The sequence below is a fragment of the Micromonospora sp. MH33 genome (assembly GCF_003013775.1).
Classification (GTDB): Bacteria; Actinomycetota; Actinomycetes; order Mycobacteriales; family Micromonosporaceae; genus Micromonospora; species Micromonospora fulviviridis.
Genome location: NZ_MUYZ01000007.1, coordinates 1 through 17,420, shown reverse-complemented (window position 1 = coordinate 17,420; position 17,420 = coordinate 1). Strand labels below are relative to the sequence as shown.

Sequence of the window (17,420 nt, the reverse complement as noted above, 5' to 3'; positions counted from 1 at the left end):
GGCCGGTGCGGCAGTTCCATCCTCCGTGCCGCCGGGCACGGATCCGTCCGCCCCGGGGCGGAACCGTCGCCGGAATTTCCGTTGGGGTCACCCCCGAGGCCGGCTCAGGGTCATCCCTGACCGGCCGGCGCCGCCGACGCTAGGACCTCACGTCGCGTCATGGTCAACCCCGCGTCGCCGCCGTTGGTCACGGTAGGTGACCGGTGCCACCTCACCCGCCGGGGCGGACCAGGCCGGTCTCGTACGCCAGCACCACCGCCTGCACCCGGTCCCGCAGCCCCAGCTTGGTCAGCATGTGCCCCACATGGGTCTTCACGGTGGTCTCGCTCACCGACAGCTCCCGCGCGATCTCGGCGTTGGACAACCCGCGCGCCACCTGCACGAGGACCTCCCGCTCCCGCTCGGTCAGCGCGTCCAGCGCCTTCGGCGGGGTGGCCGCCGGGTCGGGCAGCGCGTCGGCGAAGCGGTCCAGCAGCCGGCGCAGGATCCGCGGCGCCACCACCGCCTCCCCGGCGGCCACCGTCCGGATCGCGGTGACCAGGTCCTCGGCCGGCACGTCCTTGGCCAGGAAGCCGCTGGCCCCGGCGCGCAGCGCACCGACCACGTACTCGTCCAGGTCGAAGGTGGTGAGGATGAGCACCCGCACCGGCAGCCGGGCGTCCACGATCGCCCGGGTGGCCGCCACCCCGTCCATCCGCGGCATCCGGATGTCCATGAGCACCACGTCCGGCAGCAACCGCCGGGACAGCTCCACCGCCTCCACCCCGTCGCCGGCCTCGGCCACGATGTCCAGGTCGTCCTCGGTGCCCAGCACCATCCGGAAACCGGTACGCAGCAGCGGCTGGTCATCGGCGAGCAGGATCCGCACCGGTCGGGTGGTGCTGTCGGTCATCGCTCTCCCTCGTTGGGCGGGGCGCCGGTCACGCCGGGACCGCCCCGGCCGACTCCACCGGGATCCGCGCGTACACCCGGAAGCCGCCGCCGGGCCGCGGACCGGTCCGCAGGACCCCACCGTAGAGGGCGACCCGTTCCCGCATGCCGACCAGGCCGTGCCCGATCCGGTCGGGCGCCGGCGTCGGGCCGCGCCCGGTGTCGGTGACCTCCACCGCCAGGAAGCCGTCGGTGACGGTGAGCCGGACCAGCGCGGTGGCCCGGCCGGCGTGCTTGAGCGCGTTGGTCAGCGCCTCCTGCACGATCCGGTACACGGTCAGCGCCACCCCGTCCTCCATCGGCCCGGGCGTGCCGTCGACCCGCAACGTCACCGGCAGCCCGGCGTCGCGGACCTGCTCGACGAGGGCCTCGATGCCGGTCAGCCCCGGCTGCGGGGTCAACTCGGCGGCCGGTTCGGCGTCCGTACGCAGCACGTCGAGCAGCCGGCGCAGCTCCCGCAGGGTGGCCCGGCCGGTCTCCTCGACCGTGGCCATCGCCTCGTCCGCCGCGTCCGGGTCCCGGCGCAGCACCCGGCGCGCCCCGGTGGCCAGCACGCCCATCACGCTGACGTGGTGGGCCACCACGTCGTGCAACTCCCGGGCGATCCGGCGCCGCTCGTCGGCGACCGCCTGCTCGGTCAGCGACCGTTGGGTGGCCTCGGCGATCCGGGCCCGCTCCCGCAGCATCCGGGTGGTCTGCCGGCGGGCCTGCACCGCCCGGCCCACCGCGTACGCCACCGACGCGGTGAGCAGGTTGTTGAGCACCAGCACCCCGGGGCCCATGTTGAGCACGCCGTCCAGCGGCGCGACCAGGTTCGCCAGCACCACCGGCACCCAGAGCAGCAGCGCGGCGAGGCTGGCCGGGCGCAGCGGCCGGTGCGCCGCCATGGTGTAGGTGAGGACGATGAAGGTCAGCCCCTGGGTGGTGGGCGCGAGGCTGAACAGCACCGGCACGGCCAGCGTGGCCACCGCCGCGCCCACCGCCGGCCACGGGGCGAGGCGGCGGATCGCCACCGGGGCGGCGCAGAGCACGCTCCACCCCAGCGCCGCCCACAGCTGCTCGGGCCGCAGCTCCCGCGGGGTCAGCAGCAGGAACGCCGCGTCCACCAGGGTCAGCGCGACGGCCATGCCGGCATCCACGGCCAGCGGCCGGTCCCGCGCCCACGCGCGCAGCCGGTTCGTCATGCTCCGACGCTAGCCGCCGCCCGGCGCCGGCCCTCGTCGCCGATGCCGAACCCGGCCTCCTCCGCGAGGAGGAGGGTCACTCGTCCGCGCCGGGGACGGCGGGCCGGGACCGGGCGTCGGTGAGCGGGTCGGCCGGGCGCGCCACCGGGAACGGCGGCGGGGTGCCGCCGAAGCTCGGGCAGAGCGCCTGGTGGCTGCACCAGTCGCAGAGCCGGCTGGGCCGGGGGCGGAAGTCCTGCCGCGCGGTGGCCTGCTCGATCGCCCGCCAGAGCGCCACCACGGTGCGCTCGAAGCGCAGCAGCTCCTCGGCGTCGGGGGAGTAGTCGCACACCTCGGCGTCCTTGAGGTAGAGCAGCCGCAGCACCCGCGGCACCACCCCCCGGGTCCGCCACAGCACCAGGGCGTAGAACTTCAGCTGGAACAGCGCCCGGGCCTCGAACGCCTCCCGGGGGGCGCCGCCGGTCTTGTAGTCGACCACCCGCAGCGCACCGTCGGGCGCCACGTCGAGCCGGTCGAGATAGCCGCGGATGAGCAGCTCGTCGTCGACCACCGCGGAGATCAGCGCCTCCCGCTCGGCCGGCTCCAGCCGGCGCGGGTCCTCCACGGTGAAGTAGCCCTCCAGCAGCGCCGCCGCCGAGCGGAGGAAGCCCTCCACCCCGGCCGCGTCGCCGTCGGCGAACAGCGTCGACAGCTCCGGCTGCTCGGTGACCAGCCGGTCCCACTGCGGGGCGACCAGATCGCCGGCCGACTCCGGGGTGCGGGCCGCCGCCGGCAGGTCGAACAGCCGCTCCAGCACGGCGTGCACCAGCGTGCCCCGGACCTGCTCCACGGTCGGGCGCTCGGGCAGCCGGTCGATGCTGCGGAACCGGTAGAGCAGCGGGCAGGTCTTGAAGTCGGCCGCCCGCGACGGCGACAGCGACGCCCGCACGGTCGGCGGCACCTCCGGCGCCGTCGGGCCGTGCTGGGTGTCGATCACCGGTTCCGCCGTCATGCCCGGAAGGTTAGGGCACCGGTGTGACAGCGCGACCGTCGCCGCACCGGGGCATGATCGGCGCCGCGTAGCATCGTCCCCGTGGAGCACCGGACCCGACCGTCGCGCCGGCCCGGGCTGACCCTCGGCCGGATCTTCGGGGTGCCGCTGCGCGTCGACGCCTCGATGCTGCTGCTCACCGTGGTCGTCACCGTGCTCTACGCCGCGCTGGCCCGCCGCCAGCTCGACCTCGGCCACCTCGGCGGTTACCTGGTGGGCCTGGGCTTCGTGGTGTCCCTGCTCGGCTCGGTGCTGCTGCACGAGCTGGGACACGCGCTGACCGCCCGGCGCTACGGCATCGGTGTGCGCGGGATCACCCTGGAGCTGCTCGGCGGCTACACCGAGATGGACCGGGACGCCCCCAGCCCCAAGGTCGACCTCCTGGTCTCCCTCGCCGGCCCGGCGGTCTCCGCGGTGCTCGGCGCCGGGGCGGTCGCCGCCACCCTGGCCCTGCCCGCCGGCACCCTCGCCCACCAGTTCGCCTTCCAGCTCGCGGTCAGCAACGTCGTGGTGGCCGTCTTCAACAGCCTGCCCGGGCTGCCCCTGGACGGGGGCCGGGCGCTGCGCGCCGCGGTCTGGGCGGTCACCCGGGACCGGCACCGGGGCACCGAGGTGGCCGGCTGGATCGGCCGGGCCGTGGCGGTCGCCACCCTGGCCCTGGTGGTGCTGCTCACCCTGCGCCGGGCGCTCGCCCCGCTGGCCCTGCCGCTGATGCTGCTGGTCGCCGTGACCCTGTGGCGGGGCGCCGGCCAGTCCATCCGGATGGCCCGGATCGGGCGCCGCCTGCCGCTGGTCGACCTGGCCCGGCTGGCCCGCCCGCTGCTGCCGGTGCCCACCGGCACCCCGCTCGCCGAGGTCGCCGCCCTGGCCGGGTACGCCGACCAGGCCCACCTCACCCGCGAGGTGAAGGAGTTCGCCGGGGTCCCCCCGACCCGAATCCTGCCGGCCGGCGCCTGACCGTCCCCGTCGCTCACTCGGACTTGAGCGGGGCGAACAGGTCGACGCCGTTGCCGTCGGGGTCGTGCAGGACGGCGTAGCGCTGGCCCCAGAAGGCGTCCCACGGCGCCCGGTGCCCGTGGTGTCCGGCGGCGGTCAGCTCGGCGTACCAGCGGTCCACGTCGGCCGGGTCGGCGCAGCGGAAGGCCAGGGCGGCGCGCGGGCCGCCGGTCGCCGGGGCGTAGTCCGGGTCGAAGCCGCGGATCGTCTCGACCGTGTCCCAGGCGAGCCGGACGCCGTTGCCGAGGGTGATCTCCACGTGCGGCTCGCCGTCCGCGCCGGACGGCACCGGCAGCCCGAGCCGGCGGTAGAAGTCCAGGGTGCGTCCCATGTCGGTGACGACCATTCCGATGAGATCGAAGTGCGGTGTCATGCGGCCACGGTAGGAGCCGGCCACCCCAGCTGTCTTGAACGGATCGGACGGGGGACGAGTGACCGGTGTGGCCCGCACGCCCGGGAGCGGGAGCGTACGGTGTGGGACAAGTCCGGCTTAGAGCGGTAAAGCTCTCATATCGGGCCCGGACTCCGATGACTGGCGAAGGAAGGGAGCTGGCCGTGACGCACCTGGCCTACCTGGACGCGGGATCCGGCAGCCTCATCGTGCAGGCGGTGGTCGGAGGGGTGGCCGGCGTGGCGGTGGCCGCCAAGCTCTACTGGCGACGGCTGCTGGCCCGGTTCCGCCGGCAGCCCACCGACCAGGGCTGACCGGCATGGCGCTTCCCGACGCCGGCCTGCGCGCCGACCCCGGCTCCTTCCGGGACCCCGGCAACCGGGTCTTCCACCGGGCCGGCGAGGTGCTGCGCGGGCTGGACGAGCGGTCCGCGCGCGACTGGCACGCCCTGGCCGCCAGCGACTTCTTCCGCGACCTGCTCGCCGCCGGCCAGGTCTGCGGCACCCAGGAGCTGTTCCCCACCCCGGTCGACGTGCCCTGGGCGGCGGTGCTGCGCCACGAGCGCATCCCGTTCGTCTCGCATCCCTACGAGTGGTCGTACGGGATGCTCCGGGACGCCGCCCTGCTGCACCTGGAGGTGCTGCGCGCGGCGCTGGCCGCCGGCTTCACCACCAAGGACGGCTCCGCCTACAACGTGCAGTGGCGGGGCGTCCGGCCGGTCTTCATCGACGTCGGCTCGTTCGAGGCGGCCCGCGACGGCGAGCCCTGGGCCGGCTACCGGCAGTTCTGCCAGACCCTGCTCTACCCGCTGCTGGTCCAGGCCCACCTCGGGCTGGACTTCCAGCCCTTCCTGCGGGCCCGCATCGACGGCATCGAGCCGGACCAGATGCGCCGGCTCTTCGGCGGGGCCCGGCGCTGGCGGGCCGGGGTCCTCACCCACGTGCACCTGCACGGCGCCATGCAGGACCGCAACGCCGAGGCCAGCACCAGCGCGGTGCGTGCCCAGCTCCGGGCCGCCGGCTACTCGCGCGAGCTGGCCCTGGCCACCGTGCGCGGGCTGGCGAAGCTGGTCCGCCGGCTGGACCACCGGCCGGGGGAGAGCCACTGGTCGGACTACCAGCGCACCTGCGCGTACTCGGTGCCGGACCGGCAGGCCAAGGAGCACTTCGTCGACCGGGCGGTGGCCGCGACGGGGCCGGGCCGGGTGCTCGACCTGGGCGCCAACGACGGCCGGTACGCCCGGATCGCCGCCCGGCACGCCGACCACGTGGTCGCCGTCGAGCAGGACCCGGCCGTGGCCGACGCCCTGTACCGGGCGCTGCGCGACGACGGGGAGCGGCGGATCCTGCCGGTGGTGATGGATCTGGCCGACCCGTCCCCCGGCGGCGGCTGGCGGGGCGTCGAGCGGGCCTCCTTCGCCGACCGGGCCCGGGCCGACGTGGTGCTCGCCCTGGCGGTGGTGCACCACCTGGCGATCGGCCGGAACGTGCCGCTGCCCGAGGTGCTGGAGCAGCTCGCCGCGCTCACCGTGACCGGCGGCAGCCTGGTGGTCGAGTTCGTCCACCCCGAGGACCCGATGGCCCGCCGGCTGCTGGCCAACAAGCCGGACGGGCTCTTCCCGGTCTACCGCCGGGAGGTGTTCGAGTCGCTGCTCGCGGCGCGCGGGCGGGTCGTCGCCCGCACCGAACTGCCGTCGGGGACCCGCACCCTGTACCAGGTGGTGGTGGGTGGCTGAGAGTACGCTCGCGCCCCCGCAGGCGCCACCGGCGAGCCCGGACCGGCCCCGGCGCCGGGGCGGCTGGCGTGGCGAGGCGGGCCGGCTGCTGGAGGTGGTCGCGCTGGTCGGGTTGGTGGTGACCCAGCCGCTGCTGGACGTGCTCGGCCGCAGCCCCGACTTCTTCCTGTTCCACCGCGCCTCCCGGGCCGACGTGCTGCTCCTGGTGGCGCTGATCGCGATCGCGCCGACCGTGCCGTTCGCGCTGCTCGGCGCGGTCGGCCTGGTGGCCGGTCGGCTCGCCCGGGCGGCCGTGCACACGCTGGTCGTGGGGCTGCTGCTGGCCGCGCTCGCGGTCCAGGTCGGCCGGCACGTCACGCCGCTGCGGGGCGTACCCCTGCTGCTCGTGGCGGGCGTGACCGGCGCCGTCGCGGCGGCCGCCCATCGGCGGGATCGACGCCACCCGGTATCCGCACTTCGCCGAGCTGGCCGGCGGCTCGACCTGGTACCGCAACGCCACCGGCGTCAGCGGTTGGACGCCCTACGCGCTGCCGGCCATGCTCACCGGGCGCTACCCGGCCCAGCCGTTCGCCCCGCACTACTCGCAGTACCCGGACAACCTGTTCACCGCCCTCGGCGGCCTGTACGACATCAAGGCCGAGGAGAGCATCACCCGGCTCTGCCCGCCCAGCCGCTGCGAGCAGCCGGTCAGTCCCGAGCAGGGGCTCGGCGTGCTGGTCCGGGAGAGCGGGAAGCTGCTGCGCCAGGTCACCGCCCCGGTGGACAGCCGGATCGACCCGGAGGACTCCTACCGGGAGCAGACCCGGGCCGAGGCGGGGCTCGACGCGGCCGAGCCGGTGCCGGACGACCCGAAGTTCCGCTGGGACACCCTCGACGACAACCAGCCGGCCCGGTTCACCGCCTTCCTCGCCGGGCTGCGCCCCGCCGCCCGGCCCACCCTGCACTTCCTGCACCTGCTGATGCCGCACTCGCCGTGGCTGTACCTGCCGTCCGGGGCGCAGTACGCCGCGCCGGAGGACCTGCCCAACGACGGGACCGGGTGGGTGGACCTGGCCCGGGCCCGGCACCTCGCCCAGCTCGGCTACACCGACCGGCTGATCGGCGAGACGCTGCGCACCCTGCGCGCCACCGGCCTCTACGACAAGGCGCTCGTGCTGGTCACCGCCGACCACGGGGTGAGTTTCCGCAGGGACTGGCAGGGCCGGGGGCTGGACGCCATCACGCACGCGGCCGACCAGGTGGCCTGGGTGCCGATGTTCGTCAAGGAACCCGGCCAGCGGGCCGGCCGTGTCGACGACCGGAACTGGCAGCACGTGGACCTGCTGCCGACCATCGCCGACGAGACGCACGTGCGGATCCCGTGGCGGATGGACGGCCGCTCGGCGAAGCAGGCCCCGCGCGGGGGCGCCGACAAGCGCTTCTACGACCGGCCCGGCGAGCCGCTGACGATCACCGGCGGGGTCCCGTCCCCGCCCGCTCCGCCGGCCCCCGACCCGCTGCTCGGCACCCAGGTGGGGAACAAGCCTCCCGGGGGTACGGCCACGGTGGCCAACCTCGCCGCGTTCCGCGACGTCGACCCCGCGCACGGCTCACTGCCCGCGCTGGTCTGGGGGACCGTGCCCGCCTCGGTGCCGGACGGCACCCGGCTCGCGGTGGCGGTCAACGGCACGGTCGGCGCGGTCGTGCCGGTGGTCCGGCCCGACCGCGGCGGCCGGCGCTTCGCCGCGCTCCTGCCCGACGACCGGCTCTTCGCCGCCGGGTCCAACCGGCTCGACCTCTACCGCGTCGACGCCGACGGGACGCTGCGCCGGCTCACCCTCTCGTGATCATCCACAGCGACGGCGGGTAGCCTTCCCAGCCCGGGGTGGTCGCGCTTCCACGGGGTTTCCGAGCCGGCAAGTCGGGAATCGGGTGACGCATACCTCACCACGGAACCATGACGAGCGGTGTCCTCCCCACCGTGATTACGGTAAAAGCGAAGGCAATTCAACGAAGATCTTGCCGGCGAAGCGAGGAACAGATGACGGAAGTCAAGCTCGACCACCCCGGTGGGCAGATGTCGATGCCGGTACAGCCCGCGGTCGAGGGGCCCGCCGGGATCGGGGTGGGCAAGCTGCTGAAGGAAACCGGGATGACGACGTACGACCCCGGTTTCGTGAACACCGCGTCCTGCTCGTCCGCGATCACCTACATCGACGGTGACGCGGGCATCCTGCGGTACCGCGGCTACCCGATCGAGCAGCTGGCCGAGAAGTCCTCCTTCCTGGAGGTCTCGTACCTGCTGATCTACGGCGAGCTGCCGACCCAGACGCAGCTGACCGAGTTCAGCGAGCGGATCCGGCGGCACTCGCTGCTGCACGAGGAGATGCGCCGCTTCTTCGACGGCTTCCCGCGCGACGCGCACCCGATGGCCGTGCTCTCCTCGGCCGTCAGCGCCATCTCGACCTTCTACCAGGACAGCCTGGACCCCTTCGACTCCGATCACGTGGAGATGTCCACGGTGCGGCTGATGGCGAAGGTCCCCACCATCGCCTCGTACGCGTACAAGAAGTCGATCGGCCAGCCGCTGCTCTACCCGGACAACTCGCTGGGCTACGTCGAGAACTTCCTGCGGATGACCTTCGGCGTGCCGGCCGAGCCGTACGAGGTCGACCCGGTGACGGCCCGCGTGCTGGACATGCTCTTCATCCTGCACGCCGACCACGAGCAGAACTGCTCCACCTCGACCGTCCGGCTGGTCGGCTCCAGCAACGCCAACCTGTTCGCCTCGGTCTCGGCCGGTGTGAACGCGCTGTTCGGCCCGCTGCACGGCGGCGCCAACCAGGCCGTGCTGGAGATGCTCCAGAAGATCCAGGCCGACGGCGGCGACGTCCGGTCCTTCGTGCAGAAGGTCAAGGACAAGCAGGACGGCGTGAAGCTGATGGGCTTCGGCCACCGGGTCTACAAGAACTACGACCCGCGCGCCGCCATCGTGAAGAAGGCCGCCCAGGACGTGCTCGGCCGGATGGCCAAGCCGGACCCGCTGCTCGACCTCGCCGTGCAGTTGGAGGAGATTGCCCTCGCCGACGACTTCTTCGTCTCCCGCCGGCTCTACCCGAACGTGGACTTCTACACCGGCCTGATCTACAAGGCCATGGGCTTCCCGACCAAGATGTTCACGGTGCTCTTCGCGCTGGGCCGGCTCCCCGGCTGGATCGCCCAGTGGCGCGAGATGATCAACGACCCGGAGACCAAGATCGGCCGCCCGCGGCAGATCTACACCGGCTACGCCGAGCGTGACTACGTCCCCGCCAAGGAGCGCTGAGCCCGGTCCTGACGGCGAAGGCCGCCGACCCCCTGCGGGTCGGCGGCCTTCGTGTCGGTTCCGGCCGGGGCGTCAGCCCACCAGGGAACGGAGCGGGATCTGCGCCTCCCGGAGGGCGCCTACCAGGTCACGCAGGAACGGGTGCTCGTCGGCCTGGAGGCCGGCCGGATTCGGGATCACCAGGTGGGCCGACCCTTCCGCCACGGAGACCCGGGCGGTGTCGGTGTACCGGGCGACGACCGCTTCGGCGCGACCGCGGTCACCGGCCGCCACCTCGACGATGATCGGGCGCCACTCGCCGTCCAGGTCGTCCGCCACCGGCTGCGCCGCCGCGGCCGCGCGGGCGGGGTCGACACCGGTCGTACGCCGCGCGGCGCCGCGATCCCCCGCCACACCCGACGGATAGAGCAGGGCGTTGGCCACCAGGTGCAGCCCGTTCTCGTTGTACGCCCGGAAGAGCGGGTTGAACGCGAACAGCACGGCCCGACCGGCGCCGGTGGGCTCGTCCACCAGTGCGACGGTGCCCTTCAACACGTCGCTGCGCACGGTGTAGCCGTTCGCCCAGAAGGTGTCGTCCGACGGGTAGCTGAGGACGTTGGTGCCGGTGCTGCTCGGGTTCAGGATCGAGTCGTTGTTGTTGAACTCGAAGTCCTCCGCCGGGCGGCCCAGCGCGACCGGGCTGCTGCCGTCGACGTCGACCCGCAGGTGCGAACCGATCATCCGGTAGTCCGCCGGCTTCGTCTTCTCGGTGGTGGAGGTGAGGCCGGCGGCCCGGGCCATCCGGGTGCCCTCGTTGCGCAGGCCGAGGTAGGTGTGGCCCTGGGCGATCCAGTTCCGCAGGTTGGCCTGCCCGGCGGCGGTGAGCCCGCCGGTCGAGCTGCTGCCGTCCGGCACGAGCAGCACGGTGCGTCCGGTGAACGCCGGGGTGTTGTCGTTGATGTCGGCGGTGGTCACCGGCTTGAGATCGAGCCCCCACCGCTTGCCGAGCACGTACCGGGCCTCGCCGTGTGAGCCGGAGGTGGTGGAGATGCCGGTGCCCTGGAACAGCCCGACATCCGGCAGGTCCACCGGGCTCCCGCTGGCCGCCGCGTCGCTCGGGCGCAGGGTCACCCCGAGCGACCGGGCCAGCCGGTCGATCTCCTGGGTCAGGCTCTTCGCGGGGAAGCCCACCACGCTGGTGTCGAGGTCACGGACGAGCGGCACGCCCTGGCCGAGCAGCCGGAAGGTGAGTTCGGCCGCCGCCGCCGAGTCCAGCGGGTACCCGTACGAACCCTTCGCCCCGGCCGCCGAGGTCTTGCCGCCGGTGATCTGCCGGACCAGTTGGGCGTGCGGCCGGACGTCGTCGCCGGTGTAGATGGTGTCCACGCCCATGAGCAGCGGGTTGCTCCAGGACGACACGTCGTAGAAGTAGGGGAACGGGACGTACGGGTCCTCGCCCATGATCGCCTGGATCCAGTGCTTCTGCGGCTGGTCCATCGGGATCCAGTACGCGCCCACCGGCACCGTGACGTCGGTCGCGGTGCGCCCGCCGAAGACCCGGGCGGTGGGCACCTTCGTCGGCTTGGTCACCTCGTAGACCTCGACGTCCATCCCGCGCAGCCGCTCGACCAGCCGGCGCACGTCGCCGAGCTGCCGGTCGGGGAGCAGGAAGTACGAGCGGATCCTGACGTCCGGCACCGGGAACTGGACGCTGTTGGTCGGCTGGACCACCTCGTTCGGCTCCAGCGTCCCGGCCCTGCCCTCGGCGAGCGCGTCCGTCCAGATCTTGAAGTAGCTGGTCAGCACCTCGTGCTTGTTCGCGGCGGCCCAGCCGAGGGTGGACCACTGGGTGTGGAACTGCTGCTGGACCCGGTCGGCCACCGCCGACGCGCTGCCCTTCTCGAAGGTCATGCCGGCGGCGCCGAAGCCGGCGGCCGGGACGGTGTCGCCGTAGCCCATGAAGAACAGGTCGTACGTCGAGTAGTTGAAGTAGCACTCGGTGGTGACGGCGCCGCCGCAGGCGCCGTTGAAGCCGAAGCCGGCCTTGTTGGCCTCGCCGATCCGGTTGATCCAGTCGACGTTCTCGCTGGAGATCTCGTGGTGGATCGGGTCGGCGTTGGGCGGGAAGAAGTACTGTCGGCCGCCCATCTCGTGCGCGTCGATGAAGACCTGCGGCGGGTACTGCCGCAGGAGTTCGATCTTGCCGTCGGTCTCCTGCTGGGTGCGGGCGAACCAGTCCCGGTTCATGTCGAAGCCGTACTCGTTCTGCCGGCGGCTGGCGTCGCGGCCGTCGGGGTTCTGGGTCGGCACGATGACCGTGACCAGGTTGTCGTTCCGCTCCGCTACCGCGCAGGACAGGCCGGACGCCAGCTCGTACAGGGTCTTGAGCGCGGCGTCCGTGCCGCTCTTCTCCCCGCCGTGCACGTTGGCGGTCACCCACACGATGGCCGGGCGGTCGGTCGCGGTCTCGGCGGCCTTCTTCGCCTTGGTCCTGCGCGGGTCGCGCAGATCGCGGATGTCGTCGGCGATCTGTTGCAGTGCGCCCGGCCGGACGTGCCGCTCGTTGGAGACGATGGCGTACGGCAGCGGCTGGCCGAGCACGCTCGTCGCCATGACGCCGGTGACCACGCGGTCGGAGGAGGCGTCGACGGCTTTCAGGTAGCTACGGACCTCGTCGTTGGTGACGACCCGCTCCTGGCCGGTGCCGAGCGGGAAGCCCAGCGCGGACTCGGGGCTGGGCACGGTGGACAGCCGGGCGGCAGGGTCGTCGCTGCAGCCGGGGGGCGTGGGGGCGGCGCCGGCCGGCGCGCCTCCGAGCAACGGCGTCAGGCCGGCCAGCAGGAGCAGCGCGGCGACGCCGGCCGTTCTTCTCGTGCGGGCCGTCCTCGGCGGACGCTTCGACAGGCGCATCGGGATGCCTCGTTTCACTCGGTGGGAGATCTAGCGAGCTGGATCGAAACGTATGACCAGCGGTTTCCTGGGTCAAGACTCAGTGCGGGTGGTCAGTGGGCGCGGTGCCCGCCCTCGCCGGCGGTGGTGGGCAGGCTGCCGAGCACGTGGTTGATGATGTGGATCCGGGCGTTGGCGACCTGGTAGTCGGCGCACACGGTGTCGGCCTGGTCGGCCAGGCGGGCGGTCCCCCCGCCCCCGGTGACCGTCACCGTGGTGCCGGCGAGCGTGGTGACCTCACCGGCGGCCACCAGGTCGGACAGCGACAGCGACCCGGCGACGAGGTGTTCGCGGAGCAGGCCGCGGAGCTTGTCCTGGTCGGCCAGGAACAGTTGGTCCAGGTTGTCCTCGGAGAACTTGGCCGCGAACGCGTCGTCGGTCGGGGCCAGGATGGTCAACCCCGAACCGCCGCGCAGGTCGGCGGACATGCCGGACGCCCGCACCGCCGCCTCGAACGTGGTGAGGACGGGCAGCCACCGCAGGGCCGCCTCGGCCGGTTGCCCGGTGAGGGCCGCCGGGTTGCCCGGGTCGCTGCCGGAGGGCAGCAGGTCGCACAGCGGGCCGCTCACGACGGCCGCCGCCTTCGGTGCGGCGCCGTCGGCCGCAGCCGGCGAGGCGGTGCCGGCGCGGGAGCAGCCCGTGCCGGTGAGCACCAGGGACAGCGCGACCGCGGCGAGCGCGGTGGTCCGTCGCCGGCGGGCCGGCCACCGGAGCCGGGGGAGAGATCGGGATCGCGGGGGGATGAAGGGCCGGTCCACGACGTCCTCCAGGTCGGTCGGGGTCGTACCGGCCGGACCGGGGTGAGCGGCCCGGCCGGTACGACGGTCAGCGGGTCAGAGGCTCGCGCACTGGCCGGTCTTCGGGCCCGTCGCCGAGTTGCCCAGCTCCAGGTCGACCGGCGCCGCCGTGTTGCCGTCGCAGCGCAGCGGGCCGGTGACCGTGTTGGCCGCCAGCAGCGGCGCGTCGCCCCGGTTGCCGGACACGTCGACCGGACCCTCGACCGTGGCGTCGACGACCACCACGGGCCCGGTGCCCTGAGCGATCCGGACCGGGCCGGTGACGGTGCTGTCGGTCAGGAAGACGCCGGCGGCGCCGGTGGCGTCCACCGGGCCGGTGATCGACGAGCCGGTGGCGACCAGCGTGCCGCCGGGCCGGACCCGGACCGGGCCGGTCACCGTGGCGTCCCGCAGGCAGGTGACGCCGGAGACCACCAGCGGGCCGCCGCGCGGGCCGGTCACCGTCGGGTACACCCGTTCGGCGTCGACCAGCTTCTCCACCGCCTGCCCGTCGAGCAGCAGCGGGATCAGCCCCCGCTCGGGCTGGGCCAGCGGCACCACGTACCCGTCGGCGACCTTGACCACCTTCCAGCCGTGTGCGGCGAGCCGCTGCGCCACGGTGGTCCGCTGTCCGGCCGGGCCGTCGGTGCGCTCGCCGTGGTACTGCTCCTCGGTGAGCCGGTAGGCGCACGGCGCCTCGGTGAGGATCTGGTCCTCGCGCGGGGCGTCCAGCGGCGGCGGGGCCTCGCCCGGGTGCGGGGCCGGGTGCGCCGCGATCGGGCGGGAGCCGCGGAAGACGATCCGCCCGGTGTTCGACACCTGGAAGGTGATCCCGTCGGCCCGCGCGGAGGTGATCTCCTTGAGGTTCGCCCGGTGGTAGTCGAGGAACTGCTGGAACGTCCAGAGCGCCGAGTACGTCTTGCGCCGCCGGTTGTTCGCCGTGTTGCCCTCGTCCGGCCGGGTGGCGCCGCCGGCGCTGCGCAGCTCCAGCAGGGAGTTCACGACGTTCTTGAGCCCGAGCGTGTTGCGCAGGATGGTTTCCTCGCTCAGCCCCACGTTGCCGCCGCCGTTGCACCCGTACGGGCAGGGCCACCAGCCGTCCTTCGCGCCCCGGGTGTACATGTGGCCCTCGATCATGTGCTGCGACTCGTCGAAGATCGGCTGGGCCACGTTCTGGTGCCGCGGCGGCAGCATCGGCAGGTCGCCGGCGCTGGAGTTGCCGAACTCGTGCCCGTCGTAGCCGGCCACCGGGCGGTAGTCACGCAGCATCCGCATCAGCGCGAAGGTCTCCGGCTGGCGGATCAGCGAGTAGTCCCGGTTGAGGTCCTGGCCGGTGGAGTTGCCCCGGGTGTTGGCCGCCCGCCCGTCCCCGTTGACGGTGGGCACGATCAGCACGGTGGTGTGCGACAGCAGGTCCAGCGTCCGCGGGTCGTCGCTGAAGGCCAGCTGGCGCGCCATGATCAGGCAGGCTTCCCGGTCACCGGGCTCGTTGCCGTGCACGTTGCAGTTGACCATCAGCGGCGACGTCGCGGCCACCGCCGCCGGGGTGGCCGGCGGGGTGGGGTAGCCGATGACGAACATGTTGATCGGGCGGCCCAGCGCGGTCCGGCCGATCTCGGTCACCCGGACCCGGTCGCTCAGCTCGTCGACCGCCGCGGTGTACGCGTACTCGTTGACGTCGCTGGTGTACTGGGCCGCGAGGGTGGTCTCCCACTGGGTCCGGAGGTTCTGGCCCGGCACGGCGGGGTCGCCCCAGGGGGCCCGGGTGGTGCCGGCCACCGGCGCCGAGTACGGCTCGGCGGTGGTGCCGACGCGGGCGCGAACCCGCCACTGGAACCGGGCGCCCGGGTTGAACCCGGCGTCGGCGAAGGTGGGCGAGGAGTTGTTGACCTGGCGGTTCGGCCGCCAGACGCCGGTGATGACCGCCGGTCCGGCCGCCGTGTCGTCGGCGGCGACCGGGGTGCGCTCGATCTGGTAGTCGGTGGCGCCGTCGACCGGCGTCCAGGCGAGGGTGGCGTATCCGTCGCCCTGCACGACCGTCAGGCCCTGGACCTGGTTCGGTTCGATCGGGTCGGCCTGTGCGGGTACGGGTCCGGCGAATGCCGCCAGGCTGGCGGCGAGCAGGGCGGAGAGGATGGCCGTCGTCCGTCTGTCTCTCATGGATGCTCCAGAACAGGTGGGATGACTCGGTCCGGACAGCCAACGCGAGTCAGCTCGTCCCTGGTCGGCGGTCAGCGATTTCTTGAGGTGGATCTGAGGATCCGCGCTCAGGCCGACCGGAGCCGGTAGCCCACCCCGCGCACGGTCTCCACGAGGCCGGCGTCGTCGAGCTTGCCCCGCAGGGCCGCGACGTGGACGTCGAGGGTGTGCCCGCCGCCCCAGGTGGTCTGCCAGACGTCCATCAGCAGCCGCTCCCGGGGCACCACCGTCCCGGCCTGCCGGGCCAGCGCCATCAGCAGCGCGAACTCCTTGCGGGTCAGGACGACCTCCCGGCCGCCGAGCCAGACCCGCCGGGCGTTGAGGTCCAGCCGCAGGTCGCCCACCTCCAGCGCGGTCTCGGCCCGGAAGGCGCGGGCGGTGCGCCGCATCACCGCCTCGATCCGGGCCTGCAGCTCCGCCATCGAGAACGGCTTCACCACGTAGTCGTCGGCGCCGGCCCGCAGCCCCGCCACCCGGTCCCGCTCGTCGCCGCGGGCGGTCACCGCGATGATCGCGATGTCCTCGTTGTGCCGGCGGATCTCCCGGCACAGTGCCAGCCCGTCCCGGTCGGGCAGGTTGAGGTCGAGCAGCATGAGGTCCACCGGCCCGGCCTCGACCGCCTCCGACGCGGTCGTGGCCGTGATGACCGAGTTGCCCCGGCGGCGCAGCGCGGCGGCGAGCGCGGACGCGACTCGCAGGTCGTCCTCCACCAGAAGCACCAGCACCGCGTCTCCTCGACCCTCGTCGCGACAGGTTCACGCGAGTCTGTCCGATGGGCACCGGCCGCGACCAGCCCGAACGGAGGATCGCGACCGGACGATCATGCGGGTCGAGCCGTCGGGCCGATCCCGTGGCGCCTCAGCCGGCCCCGGGGGCCGCCGTGAGATGAAGGGGCAGGAGCAGCGCGGAGGAGACCGCCAGGTCCCGGTCCAGCACCTCGTCACCGGGGACGAAGACCATGGCCCGGCCCTCGCCGCACACCACGTCCTCCTGGCCCGCGTCGGTGGCGCCGCGGAAGGCGTGGACCGTGACGGTGTGCGGAAAGCCCTCCTCGTACGGTCGCGGGCCGCTCCACAGCGGGTGCAGGTCGGCGGAGGGGCGCCAGGGCCCGGCACGTCCTGGCGGTGTCAGCCGTGTCGGGGGACCGCCGTCACCAACCGGCGGGTGATCCACAGCGGTGAGGTGACGGCGTTACCCACCACCACGGCGTGGGCGCCCGCCGCGAACGCCCGGCTGATCTGCCCGGCGTCCCGGTAGCGGCCCTCGGCGAGGACCGGCACCGGCAGCAGCCCGACCAGCCGGGCGAGCAGGTCCAGGTCCGGCCCGTCGGGACGCCTACCGGGCGAGGTGTAGCCGGACAGCGTGGTGGCCACGGCGTCCGCGCCCGCGTCGACCGCGGCGAGCGCCTCCGCGACCGTGGACACGTCGGCGAGCACCAGGGCGTCGGAGTGCGCGCGCAGTGCGCGCACCGTGTCGGCGAAGGTCCGGCCGTCCGGGCGCGGACGGTCCGTGGCGTCGACGGCGACGACCTGGGCGCCCGCCGCCGCCACCTCGAGCGCGTGCGCGGCGGTCGGGGTGATGAAGACGTCGGCCGAGCCGGCCTTGTACAGGCCGATCACGGGCACGGGCACGGCCGCCCGGATCGCCGTGACGTCGGCGGGCCCGTTCGCCCGGATGCCCGCCGCGCCGCCGCGTACCGCCGCGGCCGCCACCCGGGCCTGCACGTACGGGTCGCGCATCGGGTCGTCCGGGTCGTCGGGCAGCGGCTGGCAGGAGACGATCAGCCCGCCGGCCAGGTCGTCGAGGACAGTCACGGGTGCTCCGTCCAGGTCAGGGCGAGCCGGGCCGCGCCGACCGCCACGGCGTCGCCGCCCAACGCGGCCGGCAGCAGCGGCACGCCGGCCCAGGCGGCGGGAAGGTGCGCCGCGTACGCCTCGGCGGCGGCCG

13 protein-coding genes and 2 pseudogenes are annotated in these 17,420 nt (G+C 73.8%); 5 read left to right on the top strand and 10 right to left on the bottom strand.

Annotated elements, in window-relative coordinates; all coding sequences use genetic code 11:
- Positions 1–211 precede the first annotated feature (211 nt).
- From B0E53_RS02810 to B0E53_RS02800, 3 genes are all read right to left on the bottom strand, one after another.
- Entirely contained in the window at positions 212–892 is a 681-nt protein-coding gene (locus tag B0E53_RS02810) for a response regulator transcription factor (RefSeq protein ID WP_107074506.1), read from the bottom strand.
- Positions 893–920: 28 nt separating this feature from the next.
- Positions 921–2,114, bottom strand: coding sequence for a sensor histidine kinase (locus tag B0E53_RS02805; protein ID WP_107074505.1), 1,194 nt, complete (start codon positions 2,112–2,114; stop codon positions 921–923).
- 76 nt (positions 2,115–2,190) lie between these two features.
- Positions 2,191–3,105, bottom strand: coding sequence for a PD-(D/E)XK nuclease family protein (locus B0E53_RS02800; protein WP_107074504.1), 915 nt, complete (start codon positions 3,103–3,105; stop codon positions 2,191–2,193).
- Between the two features lie 132 nt (positions 3,106–3,237).
- Between B0E53_RS02800 and B0E53_RS02795 the strand changes: the two are divergent.
- A pseudogene (locus B0E53_RS02795) lies at positions 3,238–4,098 on the top strand (M50 family metallopeptidase); the annotation flags it as partial.
- A 16-nt stretch (positions 4,099–4,114) separates the two neighbouring features.
- On the opposite strand, the gene B0E53_RS02790 reads toward B0E53_RS02795, so the two are convergent.
- Positions 4,115–4,513, bottom strand: coding sequence for a VOC family protein (locus B0E53_RS02790; protein WP_107074540.1), 399 nt, complete (start codon positions 4,511–4,513; stop codon positions 4,115–4,117).
- A gap of 182 nt (positions 4,514–4,695) precedes the next feature.
- Between B0E53_RS02790 and B0E53_RS37305 the strand changes: the two genes are divergently transcribed.
- The 4 genes and pseudogenes from B0E53_RS37305 to B0E53_RS02775 all read left to right on the top strand — a co-directional run bounded on the left by B0E53_RS37305 (position 4,696) and on the right by B0E53_RS02775 (position 9,570).
- On the top strand, positions 4,696–4,845 hold the full coding sequence (locus tag B0E53_RS37305; protein WP_168215199.1) for a hypothetical protein: 150 nt from the start codon (positions 4,696–4,698) through the stop codon (positions 4,843–4,845).
- A 5-nt stretch (positions 4,846–4,850) separates the two neighbouring features.
- Positions 4,851–6,266 (top strand): class I SAM-dependent methyltransferase, encoded by a 1,416-nt coding sequence (locus B0E53_RS02785; protein WP_107074503.1) that lies wholly within the window; start codon positions 4,851–4,853, stop codon positions 6,264–6,266.
- A pseudogene (locus tag B0E53_RS02780) lies at positions 6,259–8,092 on the top strand (sulfatase-like hydrolase/transferase). The gene B0E53_RS02785 and the pseudogene B0E53_RS02780 overlap by 8 nt, the downstream one beginning before the upstream one ends.
- Before the next feature lie 194 nt (positions 8,093–8,286).
- Entirely contained in the window at positions 8,287–9,570 is a 1,284-nt protein-coding gene (locus B0E53_RS02775; protein ID WP_107074502.1) for a citrate synthase, read from the top strand.
- Between the two features lie 72 nt (positions 9,571–9,642).
- On the opposite strand, the gene B0E53_RS02770 is transcribed toward B0E53_RS02775, so the two are convergent.
- From B0E53_RS02770 to B0E53_RS02745, 6 genes are all read right to left on the bottom strand, one after another.
- Complete coding sequence (locus tag B0E53_RS02770) at positions 9,643–12,459, bottom strand: M14 family zinc carboxypeptidase (RefSeq protein WP_107074501.1); 2,817 nt, start codon at positions 12,457–12,459, stop codon at positions 9,643–9,645.
- A 92-nt stretch (positions 12,460–12,551) separates the two neighbouring features.
- The gene (locus B0E53_RS02765; RefSeq protein ID WP_107074500.1) at positions 12,552–13,256 is read right to left on the bottom strand and encodes a fasciclin domain-containing protein; all 705 of its coding nucleotides are present in this window, start codon (positions 13,254–13,256) and stop codon (positions 12,552–12,554) included.
- Positions 13,257–13,331: 75 nt separating this feature from the next.
- Entirely contained in the window at positions 13,332–15,434 is a 2,103-nt protein-coding gene (locus B0E53_RS02760; protein WP_107074499.1) for a M14 family metallocarboxypeptidase, read from the bottom strand.
- 107 nt (positions 15,435–15,541) lie between these two features.
- Positions 15,542–16,198, bottom strand: a complete 657-nt coding sequence (locus B0E53_RS02755; protein WP_107074498.1) for a response regulator transcription factor — start codon at positions 16,196–16,198, stop codon at positions 15,542–15,544.
- Positions 16,199–16,331: 133 nt separating this feature from the next.
- A complete protein-coding gene (locus B0E53_RS40010) occupies positions 16,332–16,454 on the bottom strand; it encodes a hypothetical protein (RefSeq protein WP_281492826.1) in 123 nt (40 codons plus the stop codon).
- 146 nt (positions 16,455–16,600) lie between these two features.
- Positions 16,601–17,287, bottom strand: coding sequence for a putative N-acetylmannosamine-6-phosphate 2-epimerase (locus tag B0E53_RS02745; protein ID WP_107074497.1), 687 nt, complete (start codon positions 17,285–17,287; stop codon positions 16,601–16,603).
- Between the last annotated feature and the right edge of the window lie 133 nt (positions 17,288–17,420).

Coding starts and splice junctions, on each gene's coding strand:
- B0E53_RS02810 (WP_107074506.1), bottom strand. CDS start 892: ATGACCGACAGCACCACCCGACCGGTGCGGATCCTGCTCGCCGATGAC.
- B0E53_RS02805 (WP_107074505.1), bottom strand. CDS start 2,114: ATGACGAACCGGCTGCGCGCGTGGGCGCGGGACCGGCCGCTGGCCGTG.
- B0E53_RS02800 (WP_107074504.1), bottom strand. CDS start 3,105: ATGACGGCGGAACCGGTGATCGACACCCAGCACGGCCCGACGGCGCCG.
- B0E53_RS02790 (WP_107074540.1), bottom strand. CDS start 4,513: ATGACACCGCACTTCGATCTCATCGGAATGGTCGTCACCGACATGGGA.
- B0E53_RS02785 (WP_107074503.1), top strand. CDS start 4,851: ATGGCGCTTCCCGACGCCGGCCTGCGCGCCGACCCCGGCTCCTTCCGG.
- B0E53_RS02775 (WP_107074502.1), top strand. CDS start 8,287: ATGACGGAAGTCAAGCTCGACCACCCCGGTGGGCAGATGTCGATGCCG.
- B0E53_RS02770 (WP_107074501.1), bottom strand. CDS start 12,459: ATGCGCCTGTCGAAGCGTCCGCCGAGGACGGCCCGCACGAGAAGAACG.
- B0E53_RS02760 (WP_107074499.1), bottom strand. CDS start 15,434: ATGAGAGACAGACGGACGACGGCCATCCTCTCCGCCCTGCTCGCCGCC.